At 66.1% G+C, this 26,910-nt stretch carries 25 protein-coding genes and 2 pseudogenes; 17 read left to right on the top strand and 10 right to left on the bottom strand.

The window, feature by feature from the left end; translation table 11 throughout:
- Positions 1-4 precede the first annotated feature (4 nt).
- Genes J2739_RS21630 through J2739_RS21660 form a run of 7 tightly spaced genes read left to right on the top strand, consistent with a single transcriptional unit; the run spans position 5 to position 8,600 of the window.
- On the top strand, positions 5-1,078 hold the full coding sequence (locus tag J2739_RS21630; RefSeq protein WP_309905446.1) for a branched-chain amino acid ABC transporter permease: 1,074 nt from the start codon (positions 5-7) through the stop codon (positions 1,076-1,078).
- Positions 1,075-1,839, top strand: coding sequence for an ABC transporter ATP-binding protein (locus tag J2739_RS21635; protein WP_309905448.1), 765 nt, complete (start codon positions 1,075-1,077; stop codon positions 1,837-1,839). Before J2739_RS21630 ends, J2739_RS21635 begins: the two co-directional genes overlap by 4 nt.
- Positions 1,840-1,844: 5 nt before the next feature.
- A complete protein-coding gene (locus tag J2739_RS21640; protein WP_309905450.1) occupies positions 1,845-2,627 on the top strand; it encodes an ABC transporter ATP-binding protein in 783 nt (260 codons plus the stop codon).
- A gap of 13 nt (positions 2,628-2,640) precedes the next feature.
- A complete protein-coding gene (locus J2739_RS21645; RefSeq protein WP_309905452.1) occupies positions 2,641-3,840 on the top strand; it encodes an ABC transporter substrate-binding protein in 1,200 nt (399 codons plus the stop codon).
- Positions 3,837-5,618 carry an AMP-dependent synthetase/ligase gene (locus J2739_RS21650; RefSeq protein ID WP_309905455.1) on the top strand — a complete coding sequence of 594 codons (1,782 nt, stop codon included), beginning with the start codon at positions 3,837-3,839 and terminating at the stop codon, positions 5,616-5,618. Before J2739_RS21645 ends, J2739_RS21650 begins: the two co-directional genes overlap by 4 nt.
- A gap of 2 nt (positions 5,619-5,620) precedes the next feature.
- Positions 5,621-6,805, top strand: a complete 1,185-nt coding sequence (locus tag J2739_RS21655) for an acetyl-CoA C-acyltransferase (RefSeq protein ID WP_309905456.1) — start codon at positions 5,621-5,623, stop codon at positions 6,803-6,805.
- Between the two features lie 16 nt (positions 6,806-6,821).
- The gene (locus J2739_RS21660; protein ID WP_309905458.1) at positions 6,822-8,600 is read left to right on the top strand and encodes an acyl-CoA dehydrogenase C-terminal domain-containing protein; all 1,779 of its coding nucleotides are present in this window, start codon (positions 6,822-6,824) and stop codon (positions 8,598-8,600) included.
- 104 nt (positions 8,601-8,704) lie between these two features.
- On the opposite strand, the gene J2739_RS21665 is transcribed toward J2739_RS21660, so the two are convergent.
- From J2739_RS21665 to J2739_RS21680, 4 genes are read right to left on the bottom strand one after another with little or no spacing between them, the layout of a single operon-like run.
- Complete coding sequence (locus J2739_RS21665) at positions 8,705-9,376, bottom strand: gamma-glutamylcyclotransferase (protein WP_309905460.1); 672 nt, start codon at positions 9,374-9,376, stop codon at positions 8,705-8,707.
- A complete protein-coding gene (locus J2739_RS21670; RefSeq protein WP_309905462.1) occupies positions 9,373-9,603 on the bottom strand; it encodes a hypothetical protein in 231 nt (76 codons plus the stop codon). The genes J2739_RS21665 and J2739_RS21670 overlap by 4 nt, the downstream gene beginning before the upstream one ends.
- Before the next feature lie 3 nt (positions 9,604-9,606).
- Complete coding sequence (locus tag J2739_RS21675) at positions 9,607-10,593, bottom strand: NAD(P)H-dependent flavin oxidoreductase (RefSeq protein ID WP_309905463.1); 987 nt, start codon at positions 10,591-10,593, stop codon at positions 9,607-9,609.
- A 7-nt stretch (positions 10,594-10,600) separates the two neighbouring features.
- The gene (locus J2739_RS21680; RefSeq protein ID WP_309905466.1) at positions 10,601-11,341 is read right to left on the bottom strand and encodes an SDR family oxidoreductase; all 741 of its coding nucleotides are present in this window, start codon (positions 11,339-11,341) and stop codon (positions 10,601-10,603) included.
- Positions 11,342-11,500: 159 nt separating this feature from the next.
- Between J2739_RS21680 and J2739_RS21685 the strand changes: the two genes are divergently transcribed.
- From J2739_RS21685 to J2739_RS21695, 3 genes are all read left to right on the top strand, one after another.
- Entirely contained in the window at positions 11,501-12,091 is a 591-nt protein-coding gene (locus J2739_RS21685; RefSeq protein ID WP_309905467.1) for a 2-hydroxychromene-2-carboxylate isomerase, read from the top strand.
- Positions 12,092-12,120: 29 nt separating this feature from the next.
- Positions 12,121-13,794: an AMP-binding protein gene (locus J2739_RS21690; RefSeq protein WP_309905470.1), complete on the top strand. Its 1,674-nt coding sequence runs from the start codon at positions 12,121-12,123 to the stop codon at positions 13,792-13,794.
- Positions 13,795-13,902: 108 nt separating this feature from the next.
- Entirely contained in the window at positions 13,903-14,199 is a 297-nt protein-coding gene (locus J2739_RS21695; RefSeq protein ID WP_309905472.1) for a YciI family protein, read from the top strand.
- Positions 14,200-14,326: 127 nt separating this feature from the next.
- Here the strand turns inward: J2739_RS21695 and J2739_RS21700 are convergent.
- Positions 14,327-14,425: pseudogene (locus J2739_RS21700) on the bottom strand (ABC transporter permease); the annotation flags it as partial.
- A gap of 4 nt (positions 14,426-14,429) precedes the next feature.
- Here J2739_RS21700 and J2739_RS21705 point away from each other — a divergent pair.
- Positions 14,430-14,711, top strand: a pseudogene (locus J2739_RS21705) (2,5-dihydroxypyridine 5,6-dioxygenase NicX family protein); the annotation flags it as partial.
- An 83-nt stretch (positions 14,712-14,794) separates the two neighbouring features.
- Here the strand turns inward: J2739_RS21705 and J2739_RS21710 are convergent.
- Positions 14,795-16,657, bottom strand: a complete 1,863-nt coding sequence (locus J2739_RS21710) for a tannase/feruloyl esterase family alpha/beta hydrolase (protein ID WP_309905473.1) — start codon at positions 16,655-16,657, stop codon at positions 14,795-14,797.
- Positions 16,658-17,044: 387 nt separating this feature from the next.
- Positions 17,045-17,842 (bottom strand): IclR family transcriptional regulator, encoded by a 798-nt coding sequence (locus J2739_RS21715; RefSeq protein ID WP_309905475.1) that lies wholly within the window; start codon positions 17,840-17,842, stop codon positions 17,045-17,047.
- Positions 17,843-17,950: 108 nt separating this feature from the next.
- On the opposite strand from J2739_RS21715, the gene J2739_RS21720 reads away from it, so the two are divergent.
- Genes J2739_RS21720 through J2739_RS21735 form a run of 4 tightly spaced genes read left to right on the top strand, consistent with a single transcriptional unit; the run spans position 17,951 to position 22,469 of the window.
- Positions 17,951-19,108, top strand: a complete 1,158-nt coding sequence (locus J2739_RS21720) for an acyl-CoA dehydrogenase family protein (protein ID WP_309905477.1) — start codon at positions 17,951-17,953, stop codon at positions 19,106-19,108.
- Positions 19,105-20,241: an acyl-CoA dehydrogenase family protein gene (locus tag J2739_RS21725; RefSeq protein ID WP_309905478.1), complete on the top strand. Its 1,137-nt coding sequence runs from the start codon at positions 19,105-19,107 to the stop codon at positions 20,239-20,241. The genes J2739_RS21720 and J2739_RS21725 overlap by 4 nt, the downstream gene beginning before the upstream one ends.
- 24 nt (positions 20,242-20,265) lie before the next feature.
- A complete protein-coding gene (locus tag J2739_RS21730; protein WP_309905481.1) occupies positions 20,266-21,252 on the top strand; it encodes a Bug family tripartite tricarboxylate transporter substrate binding protein in 987 nt (328 codons plus the stop codon).
- On the top strand, positions 21,252-22,469 hold the full coding sequence (locus J2739_RS21735; protein WP_309905482.1) for a CaiB/BaiF CoA transferase family protein: 1,218 nt from the start codon (positions 21,252-21,254) through the stop codon (positions 22,467-22,469). Before J2739_RS21730 ends, J2739_RS21735 begins: the two co-directional genes overlap by 1 nt.
- A gap of 63 nt (positions 22,470-22,532) precedes the next feature.
- Here the strand turns inward: J2739_RS21735 and J2739_RS21740 are convergent, their stop codons facing one another.
- The 3 genes from J2739_RS21740 to J2739_RS21750 are packed head-to-tail and all read right to left on the bottom strand — an operon-like array spanning position 22,533 to position 25,518.
- The gene (locus J2739_RS21740; protein WP_309905484.1) at positions 22,533-23,741 is read right to left on the bottom strand and encodes a CaiB/BaiF CoA transferase family protein; all 1,209 of its coding nucleotides are present in this window, start codon (positions 23,739-23,741) and stop codon (positions 22,533-22,535) included.
- Between the two features lie 5 nt (positions 23,742-23,746).
- Complete coding sequence (locus J2739_RS21745; protein WP_309905487.1) at positions 23,747-24,523, bottom strand: enoyl-CoA hydratase/isomerase family protein; 777 nt, start codon at positions 24,521-24,523, stop codon at positions 23,747-23,749.
- A gap of 5 nt (positions 24,524-24,528) precedes the next feature.
- A complete protein-coding gene (locus J2739_RS21750; RefSeq protein WP_309905489.1) occupies positions 24,529-25,518 on the bottom strand; it encodes a Bug family tripartite tricarboxylate transporter substrate binding protein in 990 nt (329 codons plus the stop codon).
- 145 nt (positions 25,519-25,663) lie between these two features.
- Here J2739_RS21750 and J2739_RS21755 point away from each other — a divergent pair, with 145 nt between their 5' ends.
- Positions 25,664-26,416, top strand: a complete 753-nt coding sequence (locus tag J2739_RS21755) for an IclR family transcriptional regulator (RefSeq protein ID WP_309905491.1) — start codon at positions 25,664-25,666, stop codon at positions 26,414-26,416.
- Positions 26,417-26,542: 126 nt separating this feature from the next.
- Positions 26,543-26,779: a hypothetical protein gene (locus tag J2739_RS21760; RefSeq protein WP_309905493.1), complete on the top strand. Its 237-nt coding sequence runs from the start codon at positions 26,543-26,545 to the stop codon at positions 26,777-26,779.
- The last annotated feature ends 131 nt before the right edge of the window (positions 26,780-26,910 follow it).

Consider the following 26,910-nt stretch of genomic DNA (forward strand, 5'->3'; position numbering starts at 1 on the left):
CGCCATGGCACGCTACGAAACGGGATTCGAGGATGGCCGGCGGCTGCTGCGCCGCAGGCCCGAGCGGCTTGCGTACGGCCTGCTCGCGCTGACGCTGGTGGCCGCACCATGGCTGCTGCCGGCCTATCACGTCGGCGAGGCGACATTCATCCTCATCATGTGCGTCGCGAGCCTCGGGCTCATGACGCTCACGGGCTTCACCGGCCAGGTGTCGCTCGGCCAGTCCGCGTTCGTCGGCATCGGCGCGTACATCCACACCATCCTCCTGACCCAGGGCGTGCCGCTGCCCCTGTCGCTGCTCCTGACCACCGGCGGCGCGGCGCTCGGGGGCCTGCTCGTCGGCATGCCCGCCATTCGCGTGTCGGGGCTGCACCTGGCGATGGTGACCATGGCTTTTGCCATCGTGTGCGAGCATGTGCTCGGCCGCTGGAAGAGCGTCACCGGCGGCCACAGCGGCATGGCCGTCCCCGATCCGACCCTCTTCGGGCTCAGCCTCGGCGGTCCGCGCGCCTTCTACTTCCTCTGCCTGATGGTGCTGGCGGTGGTCTTGCTCCTGCTGGTCAACCTGATGCGGTCCGCCACCGGGCGCGCCTTCATCGGCATTCGCGATTCCGAGGCGGCGGCGCAGGGACTGGGGATCGACGTCGCCAGGACCAAGGTGCTCGCCTTCAGCCTTTCGGCGGCCTGCTCGGGACTCGCCGGCGCATTGCTCGCCCACCAGATGCAGCACATCACGCCGGAAGCGTTCGGCCTGGCGCTGTCGCTGCAGCTCGTCTTGATGGTGTTCATCGGCGGACTGGGAAGCCTGCGCGGAGCCATTCTCGGTGCGATCCTGATCGGCCTCCTGCCGTCGTTCATCTCCTCGCTGAAGGAGATGCTGCCCGCGCGGCTCGGCGCGCAGTTCGGCCTGGAGCTTTTCGTCTACGGGGCGGTGCTGACCTTCTTTGTGCTGCTCGAGCCGGGCGGCCTCAATTCACGCTGGGTTCGCATTCGCAAGGTTCTCGCCGAGTTCCCGTGGGTGCGCAAGAGCAGCACTCATCAGACCAAGGTCTACATGAAATCGGAGCGCTATCGATGAGCGCCGAATTCTTCGAGGTCGAGCGATTGAGTCTGTCCTTCGGCGGCGTCAAGGCCGTTCGCGACGTGAGCTTCTCGATTCGCGCGGGAGAGATCCTCGCTGTGATCGGTCCGAACGGCGCGGGCAAGACATCGCTGCTGAACCTCATCACGCGCGTGTTCGACGCCAGCAGCGGCAGCATCCGCTTCAACGGCCAGGACATCCTGCGCCTGGCTCGGCACGACGTGGTCCGCCAGGGCATCGCGCGCACGTTCCAGAACATCGAGCTGTTCGAGGGCGCGACGGTGCTGGAGAACCTGCTGCTCGGCCGTCATCGCGCGGACCACGGCAACTTCTTCTCGCAGATGTTCAACCTGCCATCGGTGCGGCGCGCAGAAGCCCGCACGCGTGAACGCGTCGAGGATGTGGTCCGCCTGCTGGAACTCGCGCCATTCCGGCATCGCCCGGTGGCGGAACTGCCGTACGGCGTGCGCAAGGTCGTCGAACTCGGTCGCGCCCTTGCCGCGGAACCCCGACTGCTGCTGCTCGACGAGCCGGCATCGGGACTGAACCCCGAGGAGACGCGCAGGCTCGCGTACTGGCTGGAAGACATCCAGGCCGAGCTGGGCGTCACCGTGGTCATGGTGGAACACGACATGTCGCTGGTCGCCGCGGTGGCCAACCGCGTGGTGGTGATGGACCAGGGCCAAGTCCTGACCGATGGCACGCCGGCGCAGGTGCAGGCCGACCCGCGCGTGATCGCGGCTTACCTGGGGACCTGATTTTCATGACGCCGTTGCTGTCCGTCCGCAATCTGGAGACATGGTATGGCCCCGTGCGCGCGCTGCACGGCGTGAGCCTCGAAGTGCATGCCGCGCAGATCGTCACCGTACTGGGCGCCAATGGCGCCGGCAAGACGACCCTGCTCAACACCATTGCCGGCGTGCTCGCGCCCTCCAACGGAACGGTCGAGTTCGAGGGCCGGCCCATCGGCGGCAAGGACGCCGACGAAGTCGCTCGCGGCGGCGTCGTGCTGGTGCCCGAGGGCCGCCAGATATTTCCGTTCCTCACCATCGCGGAGAACCTGCGCATGGGTGCATTCGCACGCCGGGACGCGGAGATCGCGCGCGACATGGCGCAGATGTACGACTGGTTTCCCCGCTTGTTCGAACGCCAGCGCCAGCAGGCGGGCCTGCTTTCGGGCGGCGAGCAGCAGATGCTTGCGATCAGCCGCGCGCTGATGGGACGGCCGCGGCTGCTTCTGCTCGACGAGCCTTCGCTGGGCCTCTCGCCGCTGTTCACCAAGGACATCTTCGCCATCATCAAGCGCATTCGCGAGCAGACCAAAACCGCCGTACTCGTGGTGGAGCAGAACGCGGCCATCGCGCTGGCCACCGCCGACCACGGCTATGTCATCGAACTGGGCCGCGTGGCGGCGGCCGGCCCCTGCGAGGCCCTCGCCCAGCGTGAAGACATCAAGGAGTTTTACCTGGGTGGTGCTTCGCACCCTCCGCCGCAAGGTGTCGCTGACGGGATCCGCCCGGCACGCCGACGCCCTTCCTGGAACTGAGAAAAGGACTGCCATGACACTCGATCGCCGAACCCTTCTGAAGACAAGCCTTGCCGCCGTGGCGCCAGGTGCCCTGTGGCCCTCCGCACACGCCGGTGCGGCGGGTGTGGGCGACAAGGAACTCGTCCTGGGCACGCACCTGGATCTTTCCGGACCGGTGGCCATCGCGATGCCCGTGATCCGCAACGGCATCCAGATGCGCATCGACGAGGCCAACGAGGCCGGCGGCATCAACGGCCGCAAGCTCCGGCTGGTCGTCGAGGACAACGCGAGCCAGCCGTCGCAAGCGGTACGCGCCGTGGACAAGCTGATCCGCAAGGACGAGGTCTTCGCCCTGCTCTGCCCCTTCGGCTCCGGACCGAACGTCGCCACGGTCAAGAAGGCGGTGGATGCCGGCGTGATCTGTTTCGCGCCGTATGCAGCCTCGGGGCTCGTGCGCCAGGCGGCCGGCCAAACGCCGCTGCTCTTCACGACCAACCTGAACTACGACAGCACGACGTCGGCCGCCGTGAAGTGGGCCACCGGCAACCTCGGCAGCAAGAAGGTCGGCTTCATCTACCAGGAGGGCCCCTTCGGCGACCTGGTCGGCAAGGGCGTGAAGGCGGCGCTCGCAGCCAAGGGCACGCCGCTCGCGGCCGAAGCCAGCTACAAGGTCGGCGATCTCGACTTCTCCTCGCACGTCGCACGCATGCAGGCCGCGGGCGTGGACCTGATCGTCTGCGCAACCACCACGCGCGAGACCATCGCGGTGGCGGCGGAAGTGAAAAAGCTCGGCCTGAGCGGCGTCAACGTGCTGACCGCCAGTCCCGGCCGTGCCGGCCTCACCATCGCCCTCGGCAAGGACGCGATGGAGGGCGTGTACGGCGTCGGCACCTGGCGCATCGCGGCGCCCGACCAGGCCACCGCCGCCGAGAAGTCATGGGCCGAGGGCTACCGCAAGCGTTTCAAGGCGGAGCCTGACGACGTGGCCGCTGCCTTCTACGACTACACCAGCTGGTTCCTGCAGGAGGTGCGCAATGCGGGGCGCGACCTGACGGCGGACAAGCTGGTCAAGGCGCTTCAGGCATCCACCTTCAAAGGCGTGTCTTCGTACGACACGCAGCGCTTTGCCAACAACCACATCGACCCGGAATGGACGCGGGTCGAACAGGTCGTGCAGGGCCGCTGGACCGCGCGGTCGAGCGTGGTCGACCCGGCCAAGAGCTCCCTGTGATCCACGTGTCGGCATCCCTGGCCGCGGACGAGGCGCGCCTCGCGACCCTGCCCCAGCTGTGGCGGCGCCGGTGCGCGGACGGAGGTGACAAGCCCGCGCTCCGACACAAAGACCGCGGCATCTGGCAGGGCCTGTCCTGGCGCAGCTATTTCAGCGAGGCGCGGGCGATCGGATTGGCGATGGCCGAGGCCGGCCTGCAAGCCGGCGAGGTGGTCTCGGTGCTCTCGGACAATCGACCCCGATGGCTGATCGTCGACATGGCGGCGCAAGCCATGGGCTACGTATCCCACGGCATCTATCCTTGCAGCTCGAGCGCGCAGGTCGGGCATGCGCTCGTCGAAGCCGGGACGCGGGTGCTCTTCGTCGAGAACGCCGACCAGCTGGTGAAAGTGCTCGCAGTACGCGACACCTGTCCCGATCTGCGCCATATCGTGGTCCTCGAAACACGCGGGCTGCTACGTTTCGAGGACCCGCAGGTCGGCACCTTCGACGACTGGCATGCACGCGGTGTGCACGCCGCAGCCAGGGAGCCCGCTCTGTTCGATGCCCGCATCGATGCGGGCACAGGAGAACAGATCGCATTCCTGGCGAGCACGGCCGGCAGCACCGGCCCGGCGCGGCTGGCGGCCCGGCGCCAGCACGACCTCTTGCGCGAAGTGCGCGCCATGAGCCCATGGCTCCAGCTGCGTCCCGGTGATCGGACGCTGTCGATCATGTCGCTGGCGCACTACGGCGAACGCATGCTGGCTCAGAAGGCCATGCTCATGCACGAGACCTTGCTGCACTTGCCGGAAAACGGAGCCACGATGTTCAACGACCTGCTGGAGGTCGAGCCCCACATCCTGTTCGCGGCTCCGCGCTTTTTCGAGAAGCTGCAGGGAACGACCGAGCTGTTCATGCAGGAAGCCGTGCTCCTCGCACGCACCGCGTATACCGCATGCCTCACGCCGCGCCGGGCAGGCTGGCTGCAACGCAAGATGCGCTGGCGCATACGTTCTGCCCTGGGATTGCGGAACGTGCGGGTCGCCGTTGTGAGCGGAGCAGCCAGTCCCCCACACGTCGCCGACTGGTTCGATGCCATCGGCGTTCCGATGCTCGACTGCTACGGCATGGCCGAGGCGGGCTTCTGCAGGATCGTTCCCGCCGGCCGTTCGGTGGAGACTGCCTCCGCGCCCATCGAAACAGGCACCCAGCTGAAGCTGGCGCCCGATGACGAAGTGCTGGTGCGCGGCCCGGTCCTGCGCCCGGGCTATTGGACGCGCGGAAAGCCGTGCGTCGCCGCGACCGTTGCCGGCGGCTGGCTGCGCACCGGCGACCTGGGGCGTGTCGACGAACACGGCCGTGTGCATCTGCTCGGCCGCGTGCGCGCGCGGGCCGTCGCAGCAGGAGGCGGGCACATCAGTCCGGAGACAGCGGAAGACGCGCTCAGGCTCAGTGCCTACATTGCCGACGCGATCGTCGTGCCTGCAGAAGGCGGACTTTCTGCAGCGCTGCTTTCGCTCGAAGAAGAGAGGGTCAGGAAGTATGCGCAGCAGCATCGCCTGCCCTTCACCGATTACGCCAGCCTGCTCGGCCTGCCCGAGATCGCGGCGCTCATCGCGGCCCAGGTGGAGATCGCGAACGGGCGCCTGCCCGAGCCCCATCGCGTGCGCACCGTTCGCGTCATCCCGCGTTCGCTGCATCCAGGCGACGAAGAACTCACGCCCGCGCTGCGCCTGAACCGTGGCGTCGTGGCGAGCCGATACGCCAACTTGTTTACTGAACCCCTTGGAGTCTGATCATGAGAGAAGCCGTCATCGTTTCCACCGCACGCACGGGCATCGGCCGTGCATTTCGCGGCGCATTGAACAACATCAAGTCGCCCACCCTGATGGGCCACGCGATCCATCATGCCGTGCAGCGGGCGGGCATCGATCCCGCAGAAGTGGAGGATGTGGTGATCGGCAGCGCGATGGCCGCCGGCACGGCGGGCATGAACATCGGGCGTCTCGCGGCGCTCGCGGCGGGCCTGCCGCAGTCGGTTCCGGGACAGACCATGGACCGGCAATGCGCCTCCGGCCTGATGGCCATTGCGACGGCTGCCAAGCAGATCATCGTCGACGGCATGGATGTGACTGTGGGCGGGGGGCAGGAGAACATCTCCGCCGTGCAGAACCCGTTCGTCAAGTGGGTCGGTGAAGAGGCGGACCCGCTGCTCATCGCGCGTGTGCAGAACGCCTACATCCCGATGCTGAACACGGCCGAGATCGTGGCGAAGAAGTACGGCATCTCACGCGAGTCGCAGGACGAATATTCTGCCGAAGCCCAGCGCCGCACCGCCGTGGCCCAGGAACGCCGTCTGTTCGACGACGAGATCGTGCCGATCACGGCGAGCATGGCCGTGGCCGACAAGGAGACAGGTGCGATCAGCTATCGCGATGTCACCCTGGAGCGTGACGAAGGCAACCGCCCCGACACGACGTTCGAAGGCCTTTCGAAGCTCAAGCCGGTCATCGAAGGCGGCGTCATCACCGCCGGCAATTCGAGCCAGCTGTCGGACGGTGCTTCGGCCTGCGTGCTCATGGAGCGAGCAGTGGCCGAGCGGCGCGGGCTCAAGGCCCTGGGCACGTACCGGGGCATCGCGGTCGCCGGCCTCGCGCCTGAAGAAATGGGCATTGGCCCGGTCCTGGCCGTGCCCAAGCTGCTGAAGACCCACGGGCTCAAGGTGAGTGACATCGGCCTGTGGGAGTTGAACGAAGCCTTCGCTTGCCAGGTGCTGTACTCGCGCGACCGCCTGGGCATCGATCCGGAAAAGCTCAACGTCAACGGCGGTGGCATCACCATCGGACATCCCTATGGCATGACCGGCTCGCGGCTGGTGGGGCATGCACTCATCGAGGGCAAGCGGCGCGGCGCGCGCTTCGTCGTCGTGACGATGTGCATCGGCGGCGGCATGGGCGCCGCCGGCCTGTTCGAAGTGGCTTGAGGCAAGGATCATCCCCATGACCTACCAGAGCCCATTTCGAGACATCCAGTTCGTATTGCACGAACTGCTCCAGGTGCCGGCCATGCTGGAGGCCTGCGGCCAGCCGGAACTCGACGCCGAAACCATCGACCAGGTGCTCACCGCGGCCGGCCAGTTTGCCTCCGAGGTGATTGCGCCGCTCAACGCGCCGGGCGACGAGCACGGTTGCAGCATGCCTTCGGCCGGCGTGGTGCAGACGCCGCCGGGCTTCAAGAAAGCCTACGACGAGTTCACGAAGAACGGCTGGGCCGGACTGGCGTGCAGCCCCGAGTACGGGGGCCAGGGCTTTCCCTCGGTGGTGGCCAATGCGGTCTATGAAGTCTTCGGCGGCGCCAACATGGCGTGGGCGTCGTATCCCGGCATGTCGCATGCCACCTACGTGAACGTGGCCGCCAACGGATCGGAGGAACAGAAGGCACTCTACCTGCCGAAGATCGCCTCGGGCGAGTGGGCCGGCACCATGTGCCTGACCGAGCCGAACGCGGGCACCGATCTGGGCCTGATGCGAACCCGCGCCGTGGCCCGGCCCGATGGCAGCTACAGCATCACCGGCAGCAAGATCTTCATCTCGGGCGGCGAGCAAGACCTGACCGGGAACATCATGCACCTGGTGCTCGCGCGCATGTCGGACTCGCCGCCCGGCGTGAAGGGCATTTCGCTTTTCATCGTCCCTAAATTCTTGCCCGACGCAAGCGGTGCTGCCGGCGTACGCAATGCGGTGGTCTGCGGCTCGATCGAGCACAAGCTGGGCATCCACGGCAACTCGACCTGCACCATCAATTTCGACGGCGCAACCGGCTGGTTGCTGGGCACGCCCAACAAGGGTTTGGCCGGCATGTTCGTGCAGATGAACCACATGCGCGTGCTCGTCGGCATGATTGCCATCGGCCTGATGGAAGCGGCCTACCAGAAGGCCCTGGCGTACGCGAAAGAGCGCCTGCAGGGTCGCGCCAGCGGGGCGAGATCGTCCGGCGAAGTCGCCGACCCGATCATCGGACATGCCGACGTGCGCCGCATGCTGCTCACCCAGAAAGCGAACATCGAAGGCGCGCGGGCACTGGCGCTATGGACGGCGCAGCTGAGCGATCTTCAGCGGCTTCACCCCGACCCCGTCCAACGCAATGAGACGGCCGAACTGCTCGGACTGCTGACACCGCTCGTGAAAGCGCTGTCCAGCGACCTTGCGGTGGAATCCACGCTGCTCGCCATGCAAGTGTTCGGCGGGCATGGCTACATCCGCGAGAACGGCGTCGAGCAGCACCTGCGGGACGTAAGGATCGTCGGGCTCTACGAGGGCACGAACGGCGTGCAGGCGATGGACCTGCTCGGGCGCAAGGTGCTGCCCGACCAGGGCCGCCAGATGGGTGCCTTCCTCGACATGGCCGGCGCATTCGCCGAAATCTGCAGCCCGCGCGAGGCAATGCGCGAATTCACGGAGCCGCTCACCCAGTTGGTCGCCGAAGTCAGGCAACTCACGAGCGAGCTCGTCGACGCGTCTGCGAATGACCCGCATGCGGCTGGCGCCGCCGCAGCGCCTTACCTGCGCCTGGTCGGGCACCTGGCCCTCGCTTGGATATGGGCCCGAATGGCCGAGGTCGCGTTCAGGCACGCCGAGTCCACCGACCCGATCTATGCGTCGAAGATTGCAACCGCGCGCTTCTACTACCAGCGGTTGCTGCCCCAGACGGCGGCGCTTTGCCGCGAGATCCGGGCCGGGTCGTCCACGTTGATGGAACCGGTCGTCGAACTCTTTTGATGGCGGCGCCACAGCGTCGCTGCCATTGCCGCCGAACACTACCAGAACCCTGCGAAAGGAAGTGCGCGCGCAGGCGATGAGAGCCCGACCCGTGCGATGGCGCTTCAGCCCGCTGCGGCGCGCAGGCGCTCCATCCCGGCGTCGCGGATGCCCAGCGCCGCGAGTTGTTCGACCGTGGCGTCGAAGTACTCGCGGCAAGTCCCCAGGCTGCCCGCTCCCGTGTTGATCATCTGCGCCATTTCCTGGACCGGCAGTCCCTTGATGTAACGAGGATGCGAGCGGTTGACCGTGAAGGTGATCGCGCGCACCGGCGTGCGGCCCAAGCGCGCCACCACCCATCGCGGTTCGTAGACGTCGGTGAGCATCTCTCTTCGCCAGAGCACCCGCAATTCGTCACGCACCTTGCCTGCGTCGATCTGCAGCAGCATGCCATGGCAGGCGCCGCCCCGGTCGAGCCCGAGCATCAGTCCGGGCCGCTCCGGCGAGCCGCGCCCGATGATCGAACGCAGGCAGAAGCTACGGTGCCAACCTTGGACTTTCGCCGGCCGCACGTCCACATGATCCATCGCAGGGTTCCACATCAGCGAGCCGTAGCCGAAGACGAGAACGGGTGCATCGCGCTCGTGCTGCGACAGAATGGCGTCGATCGAAACTTCCAGCTCCTCGACGGAGCGCAGGCGGGCGCCGGCGGGGAGCTGCGCATAGACCTTCGCCACGAACGCGTCGTCGAGGAGCCCCTCGCGCGTGACTTGCACGCGCTGCGTCGCGGGTTTCATTGCGGGATGGCCAGGATGTCGAGGGACTCGTCCATCAGCGCCTTGAAGTTCGGAGATGAGGCTGTGGCCGAGCTTCTCGGATCTCCTTTCGGGAGCGTTCCGATTCGAAGCAGCGCGCGAGCACCAATGCCGATCTTCAGCTCGCCGCGCAAGGCGATCGCGATCGCCGCAAAGGCTCCGTTGACCTCGACCGGCTCATTGTCCGGAGTGAACCGGCCGTGCCCCATAGCCTAAGCCGCGACGGCTTCGACCAGCCCGCCGAGCCGACGCGTGATCAGCTGGTCGGCCTCCTCCATGATGCGATCGATCAGCGCTTGCACGGTCGGAATGTCGTTGATCAGGCCGACCACCATGCCGCAACTCCAGGCGCCGGCATCCATCTCGCCTTGCAGCATCACGCGCGGGTAGATGCCCGCAACCTGGTCGATGATGTCCTCGAACTTGAGATCGGCGCCTTTTTCCTTCTCGATCCGGATCAATTGCTCGACGGCCGAGTTGGTCAGGACGCGCTCCGTGTTGCGCAGGCCGCGCATCACGAGCCGCGTGTCGAGCTCGGTGGCCGCCACGATCGCTTCCTTCACGTTCTGGTGAACCGGTGCTTCCTGCGTGGCCACGAAGCGCGTGCCCATGTTCATGCCCTCCGCGCCCAGTGCCAGCGCCGCCACCAGGCTGCGCGCGTCGGCCATGCCGCCGGAGGCGACGAACGGGATCTTCAGCTCCTCGGCCGCGCGCGGCAGCAGGATCATGTTCGGCAGATCGTCCTCGCCCGGATGGCCGCCGCACTCGAAACCATCCACGCTCACGGCGTCGCAGCCGATCGCTTCGGCCTTGAGCGCGTGGCGCACGGAGGTGCACTTGTGGATGACCTTGATGCCTGCCTTCTTGAGCGCGGGCATGTAGGCCTCGGGACTGCGCCCCGCTGTCTCGACGATGCGAACGCCGCCCTCGGCGATCGCAGCGATGTACTCGGGATAAGGCGGCGAAGAAAGGGTCGGCAAAAAGGTGAGGTTGACGCCGAAAGGCTGGTCCGTCATCTCGCGGCAGCGGGCGATTTCCTTGGCCAGCAGTTCGGGCGTCCTCTGCGTCAGCCCGGTGATGAGCCCGAGCCCGCCGGCGTTCGAGACGGCCGCGGCGAGCTCGGCGAAGCCGACGTAGTGCATGCCGCCCTGGATGATCGGGTGGCGGATGCCGAAGAGTTCAGTGATGCGTGTTTTCATGTGTCTCTCACCAGGTTTCCATGTAGGGGCGCAGGTCCATCTCGAACGTCCAGGCGTCTCGAGGCTGGGTATGCAGGTACCAGTAGTTTTCTGCGATGTGCTCGGGATTCAGGATGCCGTCCTGCGCCTTGAGCGCATAGCGTTCGGGGAAGTTGCTGCGGATGAACTCCGTGTCGATCGCGCCATCGACCACGATGTGGGCCACGTGAATACCCCGCGGACCGAGCTCGCGCGCCATGCTCTGGGCCAGTGCGCGCAAGGAATGCTTGGCACCGGCGAAGGCGGCGAAGTTCGCCGAGCCGCGGATGCCTGCCGTCGCGCCGGTGAAGAGAATCGTGCCACGCCCCCGCGCGACCATCCTGCGCGCGACCTCGCGCGCATTCAGGAATGCGCTGAAGGCGGCCATCTCCCAGATCTTCATGTACTTGCGCCCCGTCTCCTCCAGGATGCTGCTGGGCACGTTGGCGCCGATGTTGAACACCATCACCTCGATCGCGCCGCGCTCCTTCTCGATCTGGTCGATGAGGGCGACAACGTCCTCCTCCTTGCGCGCATCGCTGCCGTAGCCGAACGCCTGGCCGCCGGCCTTGCGGATGCGCTCGACGGCAGGCTCCAGCTTGTCGGCCGATCGCCGTGTCAGGCATGCGACGTAGCCCTCGCGGGCGAAGCGCGCGCCGATGGCGCTGCCGGTTGCGTCACCGGCGCCGACGACGAGAGCCACACCGCGGGGGCTGGTTGATGGGTCCATGTGTTCTCCTTTTAACAGACGTCCGTTCAGTCATCGCACGTTAAATGTTGAACGTTCGTTTGTCAATCACAGAAAAACCCAGTGAAACCCCGTTGACGGAACTTCGTTAATCACATAGCTTACGTTTATCAAACGCACGTTAGCTTAAAGGAGTCATGAATGCGCAAGTCGGTTGAATTTTTCTTCGATGTCGGCAGCCCCGCGTCTTACCTCGCGTGGACGCAGTTGCCTGGCCTGTGCGCCAGCCATGACGCCGACCTCGTCTACCGGCCGATGCTGCTCGGCGGCGTCTACCAGGCCACGGGCAACGCCTCGCCGGCCACCATTCCCGCCAAGGGACGTTACACGCAGATCGACTACGAGCGCCATGCGCGCCGATATGGCGTTCCATTCCAGGGCAATCCGCACTTTCCGATCATCACGCTGTTCCTCATGCGGGCGGTGGCCGGCATTCAGCTGCGCAGCCCCGAGCGGCTGCAGCAGCTGCTGGGCTGCGTGTTCAAGGCGCTCTGGATCGACGCGCTCAACCTGAACGATGCGCAACTCACGGCCCGCATCCTGATCGAGGGCGGCTTCGATCCCGCGGAGATCGATCGGCTGACGCAGGACCCCGAGGTCAAGGCCGCCCTGAAGGCCACGACGCAAGAAGCCGTCGAGCGCGGCGCGTTCGGCGCGCCCACGCTCTTCGTCGGCGACCAGATGTTTTTCGGCCAGGACCGGATGGACTTCGTTCGCGAAGCGCTGTCGTGAGCCCCCGGATCGCACGAAGGAAATCACACATGGAACACCGACTCTGGCATGCCTCCTACCCCGCAGGGCTTCCCCACGACCTCTTCCTCGATGAAAGCGAAACCCTCGTCACCTCGCTCGAGCGGGCCTTCACAAGGCACGCCGCCAGAACGGCAGTGACCTGCGCCGGCGAATCGCTGACTTTCGCCCAGGTCGAGCATGCCTCGGCACTGCTCGCGCGGTCTCTGCAGGCGGCCGGTCTCCAGCGGGGAGACAGGGTGGCCCTCCTGCTGCACAACAACCTCGTTTACCCCGTGGCCTTGGCCGCCATCCTGCGCGCGGGCCTGGTCGGCGTGACCATGAATCCGCTCTACACGGCGCGCGAACTTCAGTACCAGCTGGCCGATTCGGGGGCTTCCGCGATGGTCACTGCCGAGCCGTTCATGGGCCTCGTGGCCGAGATTCTGGAGCAGACACAGCTTCGGTATATCGTGAGCGTGCCGATGCAAGGGGTGAAGGAAGCACTGTTCGCAACGGCCTGCGAGCCGGGCTCAGCAGCGAACCAGGACCCTCGGATCGTCACCTTGGGCGCTGCCACGTCTGCGTTGGCAGACGCCGAGTTCGCCCGCGAGCAAGTCCGTTCCACCGACCTTGCTTTCCTGCAATACACCGGCGGCACGACGGGCGTTTCCAAGGGCGCGTGCCTGACGCACCGCAGTGTCCTCGCCAGCTCGCTGCAGATGCAGTCATGGCTGCGACTGAATCTCGACCTCGACAATTTCGAGTTGGTGACGCCCCTGCCGCTGTACCACATCTATCCGCTCGGGATGGCATTGACGGCTCTTGCCAGCGGAGCCCACAACCGCCTGGTCGTCAATCCGCGCGACACCCGATCGCTCTGCGCCGAACTCGAGAGGGCGCCTTTCGACATGCTGATCGGCGTTAACACCATGTTCAATGCCTTGGTGACATTGCCCGAGCTGTCGAGCATCGATTTTTCCCGCTGCAAGGTGGTGGTCGGCGCCGGCGCCTCGATCCAGGCGGCGGTCGCCGCCAAGTGGGCCGAAGCCGGCGGCCCGCCCATCACCGAAGCCTATGGGCTCACCGAGACATCGCCCAGCGTCACCTTCAATGCGCTCGGCCGCAGCGGCACGATCGGTGCACCGGTGCCCTCCACCGACGTTCAGATCGTCGACGATGCGGGGGAACCGGTTGCACTCGGCACGCCCGGCGAGTTGCTGATCAAGGGTCCGCAGCTTTTCGCCGGTTACTGGAACCGCGAGGACGAGACGCGCAAGTCATTCACGCAGGACGGCTGGTTTCGCACCGGCGATGTGGTCACCATGGATGCGCAAGGCTTGATGTACATCGTCGACCGCAAGAAGGACATGATCCTGGTCTCCGGCTTCAACGTGTATCCCAACGAGATCGAAGGTGTGGTCGCCCTGCATCCTGACGTGCTCGAATGCGCGTGCGTGGGGGTGCCGGACGAGCGTTCGGCAGAGGCGCCCCACCTGTTCGTCGTCGGCCGCACGCCAGGTTTGAAGGCCGAGGAATTGCAGGCGCACTGCCGCAGGCTCCTTGCCGCCTACAAGGTGCCCCGCCACATCACCTTCCTGGAAGCTTTGCCCAAATCCGCAGTAGGAAAAATTCTGCGCAAAGAACTGAGGCCAGGTAGCGGCGGCGTCCCCGGTGCTGCGCACAAGGAAGTCGGTGCTGGATGAACAGCTACACCGGCTTCCGGTGAAATGCGACTGCTGCCTGGCTTGAGCTCATCTCACGAAAGAAGATCGTGAACGCTCGGCACCCTGGTGCCGCAAGGGAAATTCCTCATGAAGTACTACCTGTGCAAGTTCCTGCCCCCCCGCGCGGACTTTCTTGCGTCGATGACGCCGACCGAAGGCGACCTGATGAAGCGGCATGGCGCGTTCCTCAATGATCTTCTGGACCAAGGCCTCGTCGTCGCGCACGGGCCGGTAGACGATCCGGCCGGCGGATGGGGCATGTCGCTCTATCGGATCGGCGACGATCAGGAAATCGAGACCTTGACCTCCCAGGACCCGATGGTGGTAGCGGGCGGTGCACGCTACGAAATTCTTCCGATGCGCCATTTGCGGGCGCGCGGCTGAGGGCTTTATCACGCTTCTTGCCAACTCGCCGTTGCGGACCTTTGCTTCGCAAGCTTCGCGGGCGCTCAGCCGGGTCGCCGCCACGGCGTCGCGCGCCGCTCCGCCCACGCGAGGATGCCGTAGAGCCAGCGATCTTCGGTTCGGAGCCAGTGCCGAGCCAGATCACGAACAGCGGCGCCACGGCGACCTTGGGCACGCTGTTCAAGGCCACGATCAGCGGATAGATCGGCGGCTTCGTCCTGACCTTCCCCGACGAAGGCGGCGCCAGCGGACGCATCGTGATCGACCGCGGCGACATCCTGCTGCCGCAGAAAGCCTACGCCGCGGACCGCATCGTGCTCACGGTCGAGAAGGGCTATGCGACGAAGATCGAGGGCGGCCTCGACGCCGAGCTCCTGACCGACTACATGGCCTCCTTCTGCGACCCCGAGGCCTATGCGATCTCGCACATCGGCTGGGGTTCGCAGCCACGCGCGCGCTGGTCGAGGCTGGGGCTCGTGCAGCAGCTCGCACCGCACGCGGGCGAACTGGTCGTTCGCAAGACAGTGCCCTCAGCCCTCTTCGGCACCTCGCTGGCCGCCTGGCTCGCCGACATTCAGGAGCACGTATAGCTCGTCGCCGAATCGACGTTGCCGCTGGTGTAGGCAATCTTCTTCGGATACACGCAGATGGGACGAGTCTTTGTCGCCGTGCTGCTCAGGGCTTGGAGCGTCAACGCATCCGGCGGCGTGCCTTTTTCCACCCAGGCCGTCAGTGCGTCGTAGAACTGGGTCGGTGTGAAAAAGGGAATCTCTGCGCCCGGATTCGACGTTCCATTCGGGTCACCGTGGCCAGCGCCTGGCACCAGATAGAGCCGGTAAAAGCTTTGCACATTGCTCAAGCCCCCCATCTTCCCAACGACGCTGTGGTAGTAGTTGACCGAGCCCTGCGGCATGATGAGTTCATCGGCCAAGCCATGCCAGGTCATCATCTTGCCGCCCCGATTCTTGAATGCAGAGAGATCAGGGTTGTCCGTGTTGATGTTCCCGAACTGCGGTTGCAGCGCCACGCCGCGGTCGTAGGCATTGCTCAGCTGTGCGTAGCTCAGCTGCTTCCAAAGCGATTGACCGTTGCCGGTCGCATTCACGAAAGTGGGGTCGGCAATCGTGGGATTCTGCAGTTCAAGCGCCACCTGGTCCGACGCGATCGGAAACGCGCCGTTCGGACTGGTGAGACCGTTCAGACCGAAGACAGAGAAGAATGCACCGTACAGCGAGGTACCCCGCGCCTGCCCGTACCAGCGATGGATGCCTGAGCCAAGCAACACGGCGGACGAAGCTTCGGACCACCCGTTGTCGGTTGCGGGCGCCGGAACCGAGCCATCGCCGGTCATGCCATACCAGACCTTGTTGATGGCCGTGGCCTGCGCGTTCGTGACGCACGCGCTCGTCCCGTTCGTTCCCCCATCCGACGGACAGAGAACCGTCGGATCCGTCGTCGGGTCATACGCACAGGACGCGGGGTCGAGAACGTAGCCGAGGTGCTGGCCGCCCACCACGTCGCATGCGGCGATGGCCGCGTTGGAAACCAGGTCCTGCTGGGCCTTCGTCGGCGCAACGCCACCAAGGTCACGCTGGAAAACGATCTGAGGGTACAACTCGCCCGTGATGAACCTGCTCCAGTTGATCGCAGGATAGTTGGCGATGATGCCGTCGAAGTCGGTCGGGTTGTTCTGTGCCAGGTTCAAGCCCTGGCGTCCACCCGTCGAGCCGCCGTCCCAGTACGAATACTTGGGCGCCGTCCCGTAGTAGGCGGTGGCCAGGGCCTTCGTCTTGACCGCCTGCTCATGGATGCCTCGGCTGGCGAAGTCGGTCCACAGCGTCTGGTTGATCGTGCCGTCCGGATTCATCGCGAACGAGCCGCCCGCCAGTGACGCATGACCGGTGTCCGTGGTGGACGAGACGGCGCCTTCCTTTCCGGCAACGTCGGCAGCGGCCGTGCTCGCAATCGCCGTCGCACTGCCGGCCGGACCTCCTTGCCATCCACCGCCTCCCAGCGCATGAACGCGCGAATTCCAGGCCGTCTTCGAAGGAAGCCAGATCTCGATCCCGATGCCAGGCGACGTGGAAGGCGCCCCATCAGGCCCGGCGTTCCCCGGTCCGACGTTGAGCTTGACCATGCACACATCATTCGCCGCCATCGCAGTCGTCGAAGTCGCCGAGCCGCTCAAGAGGAGCGGGTCTCCCTTCTTGAACGACCTGACCGCAACCACGCTCGTATTGGCGTCAGGCTTGAAGTTCGCCTTGAGCGTGTCGTCGCATGCCAGTGGTGCGGCGGTGGCTGGCGGGGGCGTGCCGACCGGCGGCGGCGCCGTGCCTCCGATGATGAACGGAGGTGCGTTGTGGCCTCCGCCGCCACAGCCGCTTGCAAGCAAGCCCGCGAGGACTGCTACCGGCAGCCAATGCTGATGAGTTTTCATGGGTCTCCTTCCGCACAAGGGAACATGCACCAAAATGCATTTTTTGGAACGCATCCTGATGCGCACATGAAGTATTAAGCGCACATGAAAATGCCTCGATTTCGCTGGTAAACCCTTGTGTAGGGAATACACCGTGCACTGGGTCGGAGAGAGATGCGCTTGAATCGGCGCGGAAAAGCGCCTGTTCGTGAATGCCTCTTCAGAAATATATTGCATGGGCATTCGAGGCGTGAGCCTCCAGCGTCGCTCCAAACGTGGAGAGTGCGATGCCTGCTGAGAAGATTCCCGGGGCGCGCTCAAGCCATCGACACATGGCTTTCAGCGCATGGGCCACGACGGATCGCCGCATTCGCGGCAGCCGCCAGCGAGCAGGTCGGCCTCAGCGGCTCAACGCAAGCCGGATTGCCGATCGGCCGCGCCAACCAGTTGCACCAGCCCCGGGCCGATGGTGTCCAGCAGTCGCGACTTCTTCCAGTGCAGGCCCGGCACGGCACAGTTGAAGAGCAGCCGACGGGGCCCGTAGCGGATGCGCGCGGCCACGCCCGCGGCGAGCACCCCGAAACCCGTGTCGCCCAGGTTGATCGAGAAGCCGCGCCTGGTGTATTGCGCCAGGCTTTCGCGAACGCCTTCGCTGCAGCGCGCGTACTCGTCGGGCCGCTCGCGCTTCACGCGGCCGAGGAATGCCTGGCACTCGGCCGGCGGCAGTTGCGCGAGCCAGGCCCGGCCCATCGCCGTTTCGACGATGCCTCGGACCGCGCCGACACCGGGCCGCTTGAGTGTGCCGCCCTCGTGGGCGCAGGTTTCGAGATAGACCACGTCGAGATCGGTGGCCACGCCGACCGATACCGCACCTTCGATGCGGTCGGCCAGCTGCTGCATGGCCGGCCGCAACATGCCCAGCATCGGTGTGTTGATGATGTACGGATAGCACAGCGCCACGGCTGCCGGGCCGATGAAGTAGCGGTCCAGCCGGTCATCGTGATCCAGGAAGCCCATGGTGAGCAGGCTGCGGCATAGGCGTGAGACGGTCGGCCGCGACAGGCCCAGCTTGGCCGCGAGCTCGCTGTTGGCATGTGCGCGCGGATCGCTCACGAAGGTCTGCAGGATGAGCAGGCCCTTGGCGAGCGTCCCCGAGAAATAGGGGTCTTCGGCCCGTAGCCGGCGAAGGTCGTCGGAGTCCTTCATGTTCTGGCGGCGATTGTGGGCGGCGCGAGGCATCGAGCGAATCGTGGTTTCAATAATTGAAATCGAGTGCTGCGAATTGTGGACCTGCTTCATAAAGTCGCGGGCATCATGATCCGGAACACCGCACACCTCGAGGCCCTGCTGGGCGACATCCGCACCTTCGTCCGTGAACGCTGGCATCCCTTGGAGGATCAGGTCAGCCGCGACAACGACATCCCGCCCGAGCTGGTGGACGAACTGCGCCGCAAAGGTTATTTCGGCTGGAGCATTCCCGAGGCCTACGGTGGCCTGGGCCTCACCACCGAGGAACTGGTGTTGTGCGCAATGGAGCTGTCGCAGTCGTCGGTCGCACTGCGCGCCCGCGTCGGCACCAACACCGGCATCGGCTCCGAAGCGCTGGTGGCGGACGGCACCGAGGAGCAGAAGCAGCGCTGGCTGCCGCGCATGGCCACCGGCGAGCTCACCGGCTGCCTTGCGCTCACCGAACCCGAGGCCGGCTCGGAGGCGAGCAACGTGCAGACGACCGCGCGACGCGACGGCGAGCACTACGTGCTCAATGGCGGCAAGCGTTTCATCACCAATGCGCCGGTCGCGGATGTCTTCACCGTCATCGCCCGCACCGAGCTGGGGTCGAAAGGCAGCAAAGGCGTCTCCGCTTTCCTGGTCGAACGCGGTCCGGGCCTCACGACGGGCGAGCCGTACCGCATGATGGGCCAGGCCGGTTCCTTCGTGTCGGATGTGCATTTCGACGACTGCCGCGTGCCTGCGAGCCAGCTCATCGGCGGGCGAGAAGGCACGGGCTTCCAGACGGTGATGAAGGTGCTCAACAAGCAGCGGCTTCATCTGGCGGCGCTCTGCACGGGCCCGGCGATCCGCATGCTGGACTTGGCGATGATGCATACCAGCCGGCGCAGCCAGTTCGGCCAGGCAGTGGCGGACTTCCAGCTGGTGCAGGCCATGATCGCCGACAGCCGCACCGAGATCTACGCGGCGCGCTCGATGATCCTCGAGGCGGCCCGTGCGCGCGACCTCGGCGAGGACGTGGCCCTCTCGGCCTCGATGTGCAAGTACTTCGCTTCCGAGATGTGCGGCCGCGTGGCCGATCGTGCGGTGCAGATGTTCGGCGGCTCCGGCTACGTGGCCGACTTCAGCCCGATCGAGCGCTACTACCGCGACGTGCGCCTGTTCCGCCTCTACGAAGGCACCAGCCAGATCCACCAGCTCAATATCGCGAAACTGGCGCTGCGCGAAGCGGGGATGCGATGAGCGGCCGGGTGGACATCGCGCAGGTGCGCGACTTCGTCGAGCGGCACTGCATTCCGCTCGAATCGCATGCGCACGTGCACGATCCCGCTGCGCTGGACCACGCACTGTCGCAGCTGCGCCCCATCGCGCGCGAGTGGGGCCTGTACCTGCCGCAGATGCCGGCGGCGCAAGGCGGACTGGGACTGTCGTGGACCGAGCGCGCCGCGGTGTTCGAGGAGGCCGGCCGCAGCTACCTCGGGCCGGCCGCGCTCAACTGCGCCGCGCCGGACCAGCCCAACATGATCAGCCTGCTGCAACAGGGCACTCCAGCGCAGCAACTGCGCTACCTGCGTCCGCTGGCCGAAGGCCGCGTCCGTTCGTGCTTTGCCATGACCGAGCCGGCGCCCGGCGCCGGTTCCGACCCTTCGATGCTCCGCACCACCGCGCGGCGCGAGGGCGGCGGATGGGTGATCGACGGCCACAAGTGGTTCATCACCGGTGCCGTGGGCGCGGCCTTCTGCATCGTGCTGGCACAGACCGAGGAGGGGCCGACGCAGTTCATCGTGGACATGGGCAATCCCGGGCTGGCGCTGGTGCGCGCCATTCGGGCCATCGATCCGTACGCCGTCGGCGGCCACGGCGAGCTTCGCTTCACGGCGTGCCGCGTCGACGGGGACGCCGTGCTGGGCGAGGCGGGCCAGGGCTTCGCGTATGCGCAGGCGCGCTTGGAGCCGGCGCGCGTGTCGCATTGCCTGCGCCTCCTGGGCCGCGCGCGCCGCGCACTGGAGATCGCACAGGCCTATGTCTGCGAGCGCACGTCCTTCGGCGAGCGCCTGGCCGATCTCCAGCAGATCCAGGCGATGGTGGCCGACTGCCACATCGACCTGCACGCCAGCCGGCTGATGAGCCTGGATTGCGCGCGCCGCATGGACGAAGGCCTGCCGGTGAAGACCGAGTCGGCCATGACCAAGGTCTTCGTCTCCGAAGCCCTGCACCGCATCGCCGACCGCGCGGCGCAGATGTGCGGTGCACTGGGCATGTCGGAGGACGCGCCCGTCGCGCTGATCCTGCGCGAACTGCGTCCGTTCCGCGTCTACGACGGCGCTTCCGAACTGCACCGTGCCACGCTCGGGCGCCGCTTTCTGAAAACCTGAAACCGACCCTCCTGGAGACTGATGATGAAGAACTTGCCGACGACGCTCTCGCACATGGCCAGGCGGCTGGGACTGGGCCTCGCGCTCGGCCTGGCCGCCGCATCGGCGCTGGCCGCCTTTCCCGATCGGCCGGTGAAGCTGGTGGTGCCCTTTCCTGCCGGCGGCAGCACCGACCTGGTGGCGCGCGAAGTGGCGCTGGAAATGGGCAATGCCCTGGGCCAGCCGATCGTGGTGGAGAACAAGGCCGGCGCCGGCAGCCTGATCGGCTCCGAGTTCGTGGCCAAGTCCGTGCCCGACGGCTACACGCTGCTGATGGCGGGCCTGACCAACATCTTCCTTCCCTACGTGCACAAGGGCCTGAACTGGAACCCGGTGGATGACTTCGTGCCCGTCGGGCTCGTGGCCGACCTGCCCAACGTCATCGCAGTCAACGCCAAGACGCCGTACCGGAAGCTGCCCGACCTCATCGCGGCCGACAAGGCCCAGCCGGGGCAACTCGCCTTCGGCTCCGCGGGCGTGGGCACGCCCTCGCACCTGGTGTGCGAGATGATCAACCACCAAGCCGGCACGAAGTTGCAGCACGTGCCCTACAAGGGCAACGCGCCGGCGGTGAACGACGTGATCGCGGGGCACATCCCGGTGATGTGCAACAACCTCGGCGGCACCCTGCCCTACATGAGCGGTGGGCAGATCCGGATCCTCGCGCAGACCGGCCGCGCCCGATCGCCCTCGGTGCCCGACGTGCCCACCTTCGCCGAGCTGGGCCTGCAGGGCCTGGACAGCGGCCTGTGGATGGGCATCGTCGCGCCGAAGGGCACGCCCGATGCCGCGCTGGGCCCGCTGCGCAAGGCGCTGGCCAAGGTCATGGCGTCGCCCTCGGTGAAGGACAAGCTGGGCAAGCTGGGCGCGACGCCGCTCGACCCCTCGCTCGCGGCTTTCGACAAGCGCATCGGCACGGACCGCAAGGCCTGGGACCCGGTGCTCAAGCGCGTGGACCTGAAGGCCAATTGATGAATCCGAATCCTCACCAGGCGCCCCTGAGCGGGGTGCGCATCCTGGACATGGCGACGGTCCTGGCAGCGCCTTTCTCGGCGACCCTGTGCGGCGACATGGGTGCGGAAGTCGTCAAGCTGGAGCTGCCGACCGGGGGCGACCCCCTGCGCGGGCTGACGCCGGTGCACGAGGGCCATCCGCTGTTCTGGAAGACCGCCAATCGCGGGAAGAAAGGCATCTCCCTGGACGTCCGCAAGCCCGGCGGCCGCGCGCTGTTCCTGAAGCTCATCGCCGGCTTCGACGTGCTGGTGGAGAACTTCCGCACCGGCACGCTGGACGCATGGGGCCTGGACATCGGGACGCTGCACGAGGCCAATCCGCGGCTGATCGTGCTGCGCCTCACCGGCTTCGGCCAGACCGGCCCCTATGCGCGCAGGCCGGGCTTCGCGCGCATCTTCGAGGCGATGAGCGGCTTCACACATCTCACCGGCGAGCCCGGCGGGCCGCCGCAACACATGAACTATCCGCTGGGCGATGTGGTGGCGGGCCTGTTCGGCGCCTTCGCCATCAGCACCGCGCTGGCCGAACGCAACGCGCTACCGCCCAGGCAGCAGCGAGGCGCCGAGATCGACCTGTCGGCCACCGAGGCGATGTCGCGCCTGCTGGACCCGCTGGCGGCCGAGTACCGTATCGGCGGCGTGGTGCGAGAGCGCACCGGCTCGCGCGCCACCTACACCGCGCCTTCGAACGTGTTCCGCGCAGCCGATGGCGTGTGGCTCACGCTGGTGGGCACCGGCGGACTGATCTTCGCGCGCATCTGCCGGGCGATGGGCCGCGACGACCTGCTCGCGGACGCCCGCTTCGCCGACAACGCCGCGCGCATCCGGCACCTCGAGGCGCTGGACCGCAGCATCGCCGACTGGTGCGCCAGCCTTCCGTTCGATGACTTGAGCATCCGGCTCGATCGCGAAGAGGTGCCCTACAGCAAGGTGTATTCGATCGCCGACCTGCAGGCCGACCCGCACATGCAGGCGCGCGGCGCCTTCATCGATCTGCCCGACGAGCAGTTCGGCAGTGTGCCGGGCCCGGCGCCCGTGCCGCGCTTCGTGGGCCGGCAAGGCGTCCGGCCGTCCGCCACCGGCCCGCGCAACGGGCAGCACAACGGTGAGGTGTATGGCGCCTTGGGAGTGGGCGAAACGGAGCTCGCGGCGCTGCGTGAAGGCGGCGTGATCTGAGAAGCACCGAGGCCTTCGTCGGCAATGTCGTTCGTTCACGAACTGCATGGCGCGCAGCGGCGGTCATCCCTGCTGGACGACACCCGAGGCCATCAGCGCCGCGATTTCCTCCTGCTCGAACCCGAAGTCGCGCAGCACCGAGCTGCTGTGCTCCGCCAACCGGGGGGCCGGCATCGTTGCTGCTTCGGCCTTGCCATCCAATGTCAGCGGCGTGCCGATGCCGCGCATCATGCCGCCCTCGCCGTCCGGCACCTCGATCACCATCCCCACCGCGCGCGTTTGCGGATGCTCCAGCGCCTGGCCGGCACTGTTGACCGGACCAGCAGGCACGCCGGCCCCATCGAAGCGCTCGCACCATTCAGCGACCGTGCCTGCGGCCAACACCGCCTCGATCAGCATCTCCAGTTCGGCCCGATGCTTGACCCGCTGCTGCGGCTGGTCGAAACGCGTATCGGTGATCCATTCCGGATGTCCGAGCACTTCGCACATGCCCTGCCAAGCCTTCGTGTTGCCGGCGCCGATGACCATGCGGCCGTCGCTCGCCTTGAACACCTGGTACGGTGCGATCAAGGAGTGCGCAGTGCCCAGACGCTGCGTCTCGCGTCCACTGGAGAAGTAATTGGCGGCCAGCCAGTAGGTTTGCTGCATCGCCGCTTGCAGCAGCGACGTGCTGACATGCTGGCCCTCGCCGGTCTTGAGCCGGTGTACATAGGCGGACACGATCGCCAGTGCGGCCAGGATGCCGGCATTGGTGTCGGCGATCGATACGCCCGGCTTGACCGGGTCGCGGTCCGCCTCACCCGTGGCGGCGATGATCCCGCTGAAGGCCTGCAGGATCAGGTCGAAGCCGCCGGTCTTCGCCATCGGCCCCGTGCGGCCATAGCCCGTTATCGAACAGTAGATCAACGCCGGGTTCACCGGCTTGAGGTCGGCATACGCCAAGCCCAGGCGCTCCATCACACCGACGCGGAAGTTTTCGGTCAGCACGTCGGCTTGGCGCACCAGGCGCAGCAGCACCTCCTTGCCCTGGGGCGTGCGCACATCGAGCGCAAGCGAGCGCTTGCCGCGATTGATCATCCGGAACGACGGCGGCATCGCCGAGTCGCCTGGCTTCTGGTACTGCCGCGCATCGTCGCCCGAAGGCCACTTCTCGATCTTGATGACCTCTGCGCCCAGATCGGCCAGCATCATTCCGCAGGTGGGGCCGGCCATGATCTGCGCCATCTCGATGACGCGCACACCGGCTAGTGGCTTGTGAGGAGCAGTCGACATGTTTTTCAGTGCCCGGTGAAGCGCGGGGCGCGCTTCGCGGCGAATGCCGCCCGGCCCTCCACAAAATCGGCGCTACGCAGCGTGAGAGTTTCGCGCTCACGCAAGCGGTCTTCGTTGAACTCGCCGCGTCCGATCTCGTCGATCGACCGCTTGGTGGCCTGGACAGCAAGCGGCGCGAGCGAAGCGACTTGCCGCGCGAGCGACTGCAACACGGCCTCGAAACGGTCTGCTGCCACCACCTGTTCGAACAGTCCACAGGTCTGTAGCTGATCGACGGGCAAGGCCTGCGCCGTGAGGAAAGCGCGCTTGGCGCCCGTGATGCCGAGCCGCGAGACATAGCGCCGCAAGCCGCTCGGGTAGTAGTGCAAGCCGAGCGCGTTGGCCGGCATACGGAACTCGGAACCGGCCAATGCGACGCGCAGGTCGCAAGCCAGGACGATATCCGTCGCGCCGCCGTAGACGCTGCCGTTGACTGCGCACAGGGTGATCGGCCGCATCGCCTCCAGCGCATTCGGCACCTTCTCGAACAGCCGGGGGTCGTGACGGCCGCTGTCGAAACCACCAACGTCGTAGCCGGCGCAGAAGACAGGCCTCTCTTGACCTTGCGTGTCGGCGTTCAACACCACCACGCGGATCGACGGATCGGCGTCGAGCGTGGCAAGAGTGTGGAGCAACCAGTGCAAGTCGGCGTCGCGCAGGCTGTTGCGCTGTGCGGGACGATTCAGGCGGATCGTCGCGATCCCGGCGTCGACCCTCAGCGAGGGCAGGTCTTCGGTGGCCATTGCCTTCATTCCGGCTCGATGCCGGCGCCTTTGACGAGCTTCTCACGCTCCGCGAGCTCGCTCTTGACCAGTGTGGTGAGATCCGAAGGCTTGCCCCCCATTGCCGACATGCCGGACCTTTCGAGAATCTCACGCAATGCGGGCTGCGCAAGCGCCTTGTTGATTTCGGCATTCAGCTTGGCAACGACCGCTTGTGGCAAGCCGGCCGGACCGAAAATGGCGAACCACGACGAGATCGCGTATCCCGGCACCGTCTCGCCGATGGTTGAGACGTTGGGCAGCCCTGGGAACCTCTTGTCTTCCACGACCGCGAGGGCGCGCACCTTGCCGCTGTCGATGTACGGCTTTGCCGTCGCCAAGCTGGCGAACAGGAGCGGGATCGAATTCCCCAGCAGGTCAGTCATCGCAGGCCCGCCGCCCTTGTAGGGCACATGAACCATGCGGATGCCGGTCTTTTCGATGAGCAATTCGCCAGCGAGATGGTGAGCCGAGCCATTGCCCGAACTGCCGAAGCTCAGCGCTTGAGGGTGTGCCTTTGCATAGGCGATCAGCTCGGAGACGGTCTTTATCGGAAGGGATGGATGAACCACCAGGACGATGTGATTGACGGCAACCGGCGCGACAGGTGTGAAGTTCTTTACCGGATCGTACGGAAAGCGCTTGGTCAAATAGAGGTTCGTGGCGTGGCTGGCATCGGTCCCCAGCACCAGCGAATAGCCGTCCGCGGGCGACTTCGCAACGTTGTCGGCGCCGAGGGTGCCACCGGCGCCGGCCCGGTTGTCGACGATCACGGCCTGGCCGAAGGCTTGACCGATGCGGTCGCCAAGTGCGCGAGCCAGTTGATCGGCCGCCGCACCGGGCGCATAGGGCACGACCAGTCGAATCGGCTTCTCGGGATAGGCGGCCTGAGCCGTCGAAATCGCCGGGTTCAATGCGGCAATGATGGCAGTGGCCATCAGCGCACGGCGGGTGGAAGATGGGAAGCCTGGGGTCATTGCGTCTCCTTGTTTTCCGCGCTCGCCGGTGCTCTTCAGTTCTGCAGAGATGCGTCGAGCCATCGGCGTTTGGCGAAGCATGCGCGAAGAGAGTGCCTCCCAGGCCTAAAATCACATATGTGATGACAAAATCCATTCATGAATCGTGACAAGTCCGGTCAAGTCAGCACAGCGGGTCCTGGAGCTCCTGGAGTTCTTCGCTGAAGAGCGCAGGCCGACGGCGGTCGGCGTGATTGCTCGGGCGCTCGGTTGGCCCCAGTCGAGTACCTCCGTGCTCCTGAGGGGACTCGCCGAGACCGGGTACTTCGACCACGACGCCCGCACCGGCATGTACGTGCCGAACGTGCGCATCTCGCTCGCGACGGCGTGGATCCAGGAACACCTGTATAGCGAGCACAACCTGCTGCGACTCATGGAGGATGTGCTCGAGAAGACTGGCCACACCGTGATGATCGGGTCGCGGCGCGGCGTGCACGTGCGCTATCTGCATGTTCTGCAGGCCACGCGCGAGGGGCGCTTCCTGGCCAAGACCGGGTCGCTGCGGCCGCTGTTCCGCAGCGCGGCTGGCAAGATGCTTCTGACGACTCTGCCCGAGCGCGAAATTGCGATGCTGCTGCGCAAGGCCAACGCGCTTGAGACCGATTCGACCACTCGGCTGGAGTTCGCCACCGTCGTGCGCGAGTTGGAGACGGCGCGGCGTCAAGGCTATGCGGTTTCGATGGGGACCTCGATGCCAGGGGCCGCGGCTCTGGCCATGCTCATACCAGCGATCCGGGATCGGGAGCCGATGACGCTCAGCCTGGGCGGTCCCTTGAAGGAAGTGCGCCGAGACCGCGAACGACTCGTCGCGACGCTGCGCGAAGTCCTCGAGCCCCTCCGCAAGGTCGCAGCGGGTTGAGCCGCGAACCACGCGCCCGGCATCTCGCAAGCAATCCTCCTTTCGAGGGCATCGATTGCCAATGATCTGCCGCCGCAGCCGCCCACAACAGCACCACCCGTGGAGAAAACCACACGGAGAGACGTCATGACAACCCAGCATCACACCGTGAACGCATCGCCTCGCATGAGCTTCAGCCGCGAGTTGCGCTTCCTCTCACTCGACGAAAGCGTGCAGTCGCTGGCCTTTCCCTGCGATGACGCAGGTCGCGTGGATCTCGACACACTCAATGAGCGCGAGCGCAACGCTCATCTGTTTGCCCGGGCTCTCATGGGCCACCACTACGCATTCCCGGTCACCGGTCCGCGAGGCGCGCGACCATGACTGTGGCCCTGCTGCTGCACCGCGCCGACAGCGTGGTTGGGAAGTAGTTGACGAGGCTCTTGGTATCCAAACAGCACCACTCAAAATGCCAGGCCGCCTCCGGATTGACAAAGAAACTGCTTGGGTTGCGT

Source organism: Variovorax soli (assembly GCF_031454625.1).
Taxonomy (GTDB): Bacteria; Pseudomonadota; Gammaproteobacteria; order Burkholderiales; family Burkholderiaceae_C; genus Variovorax; species Variovorax soli_A.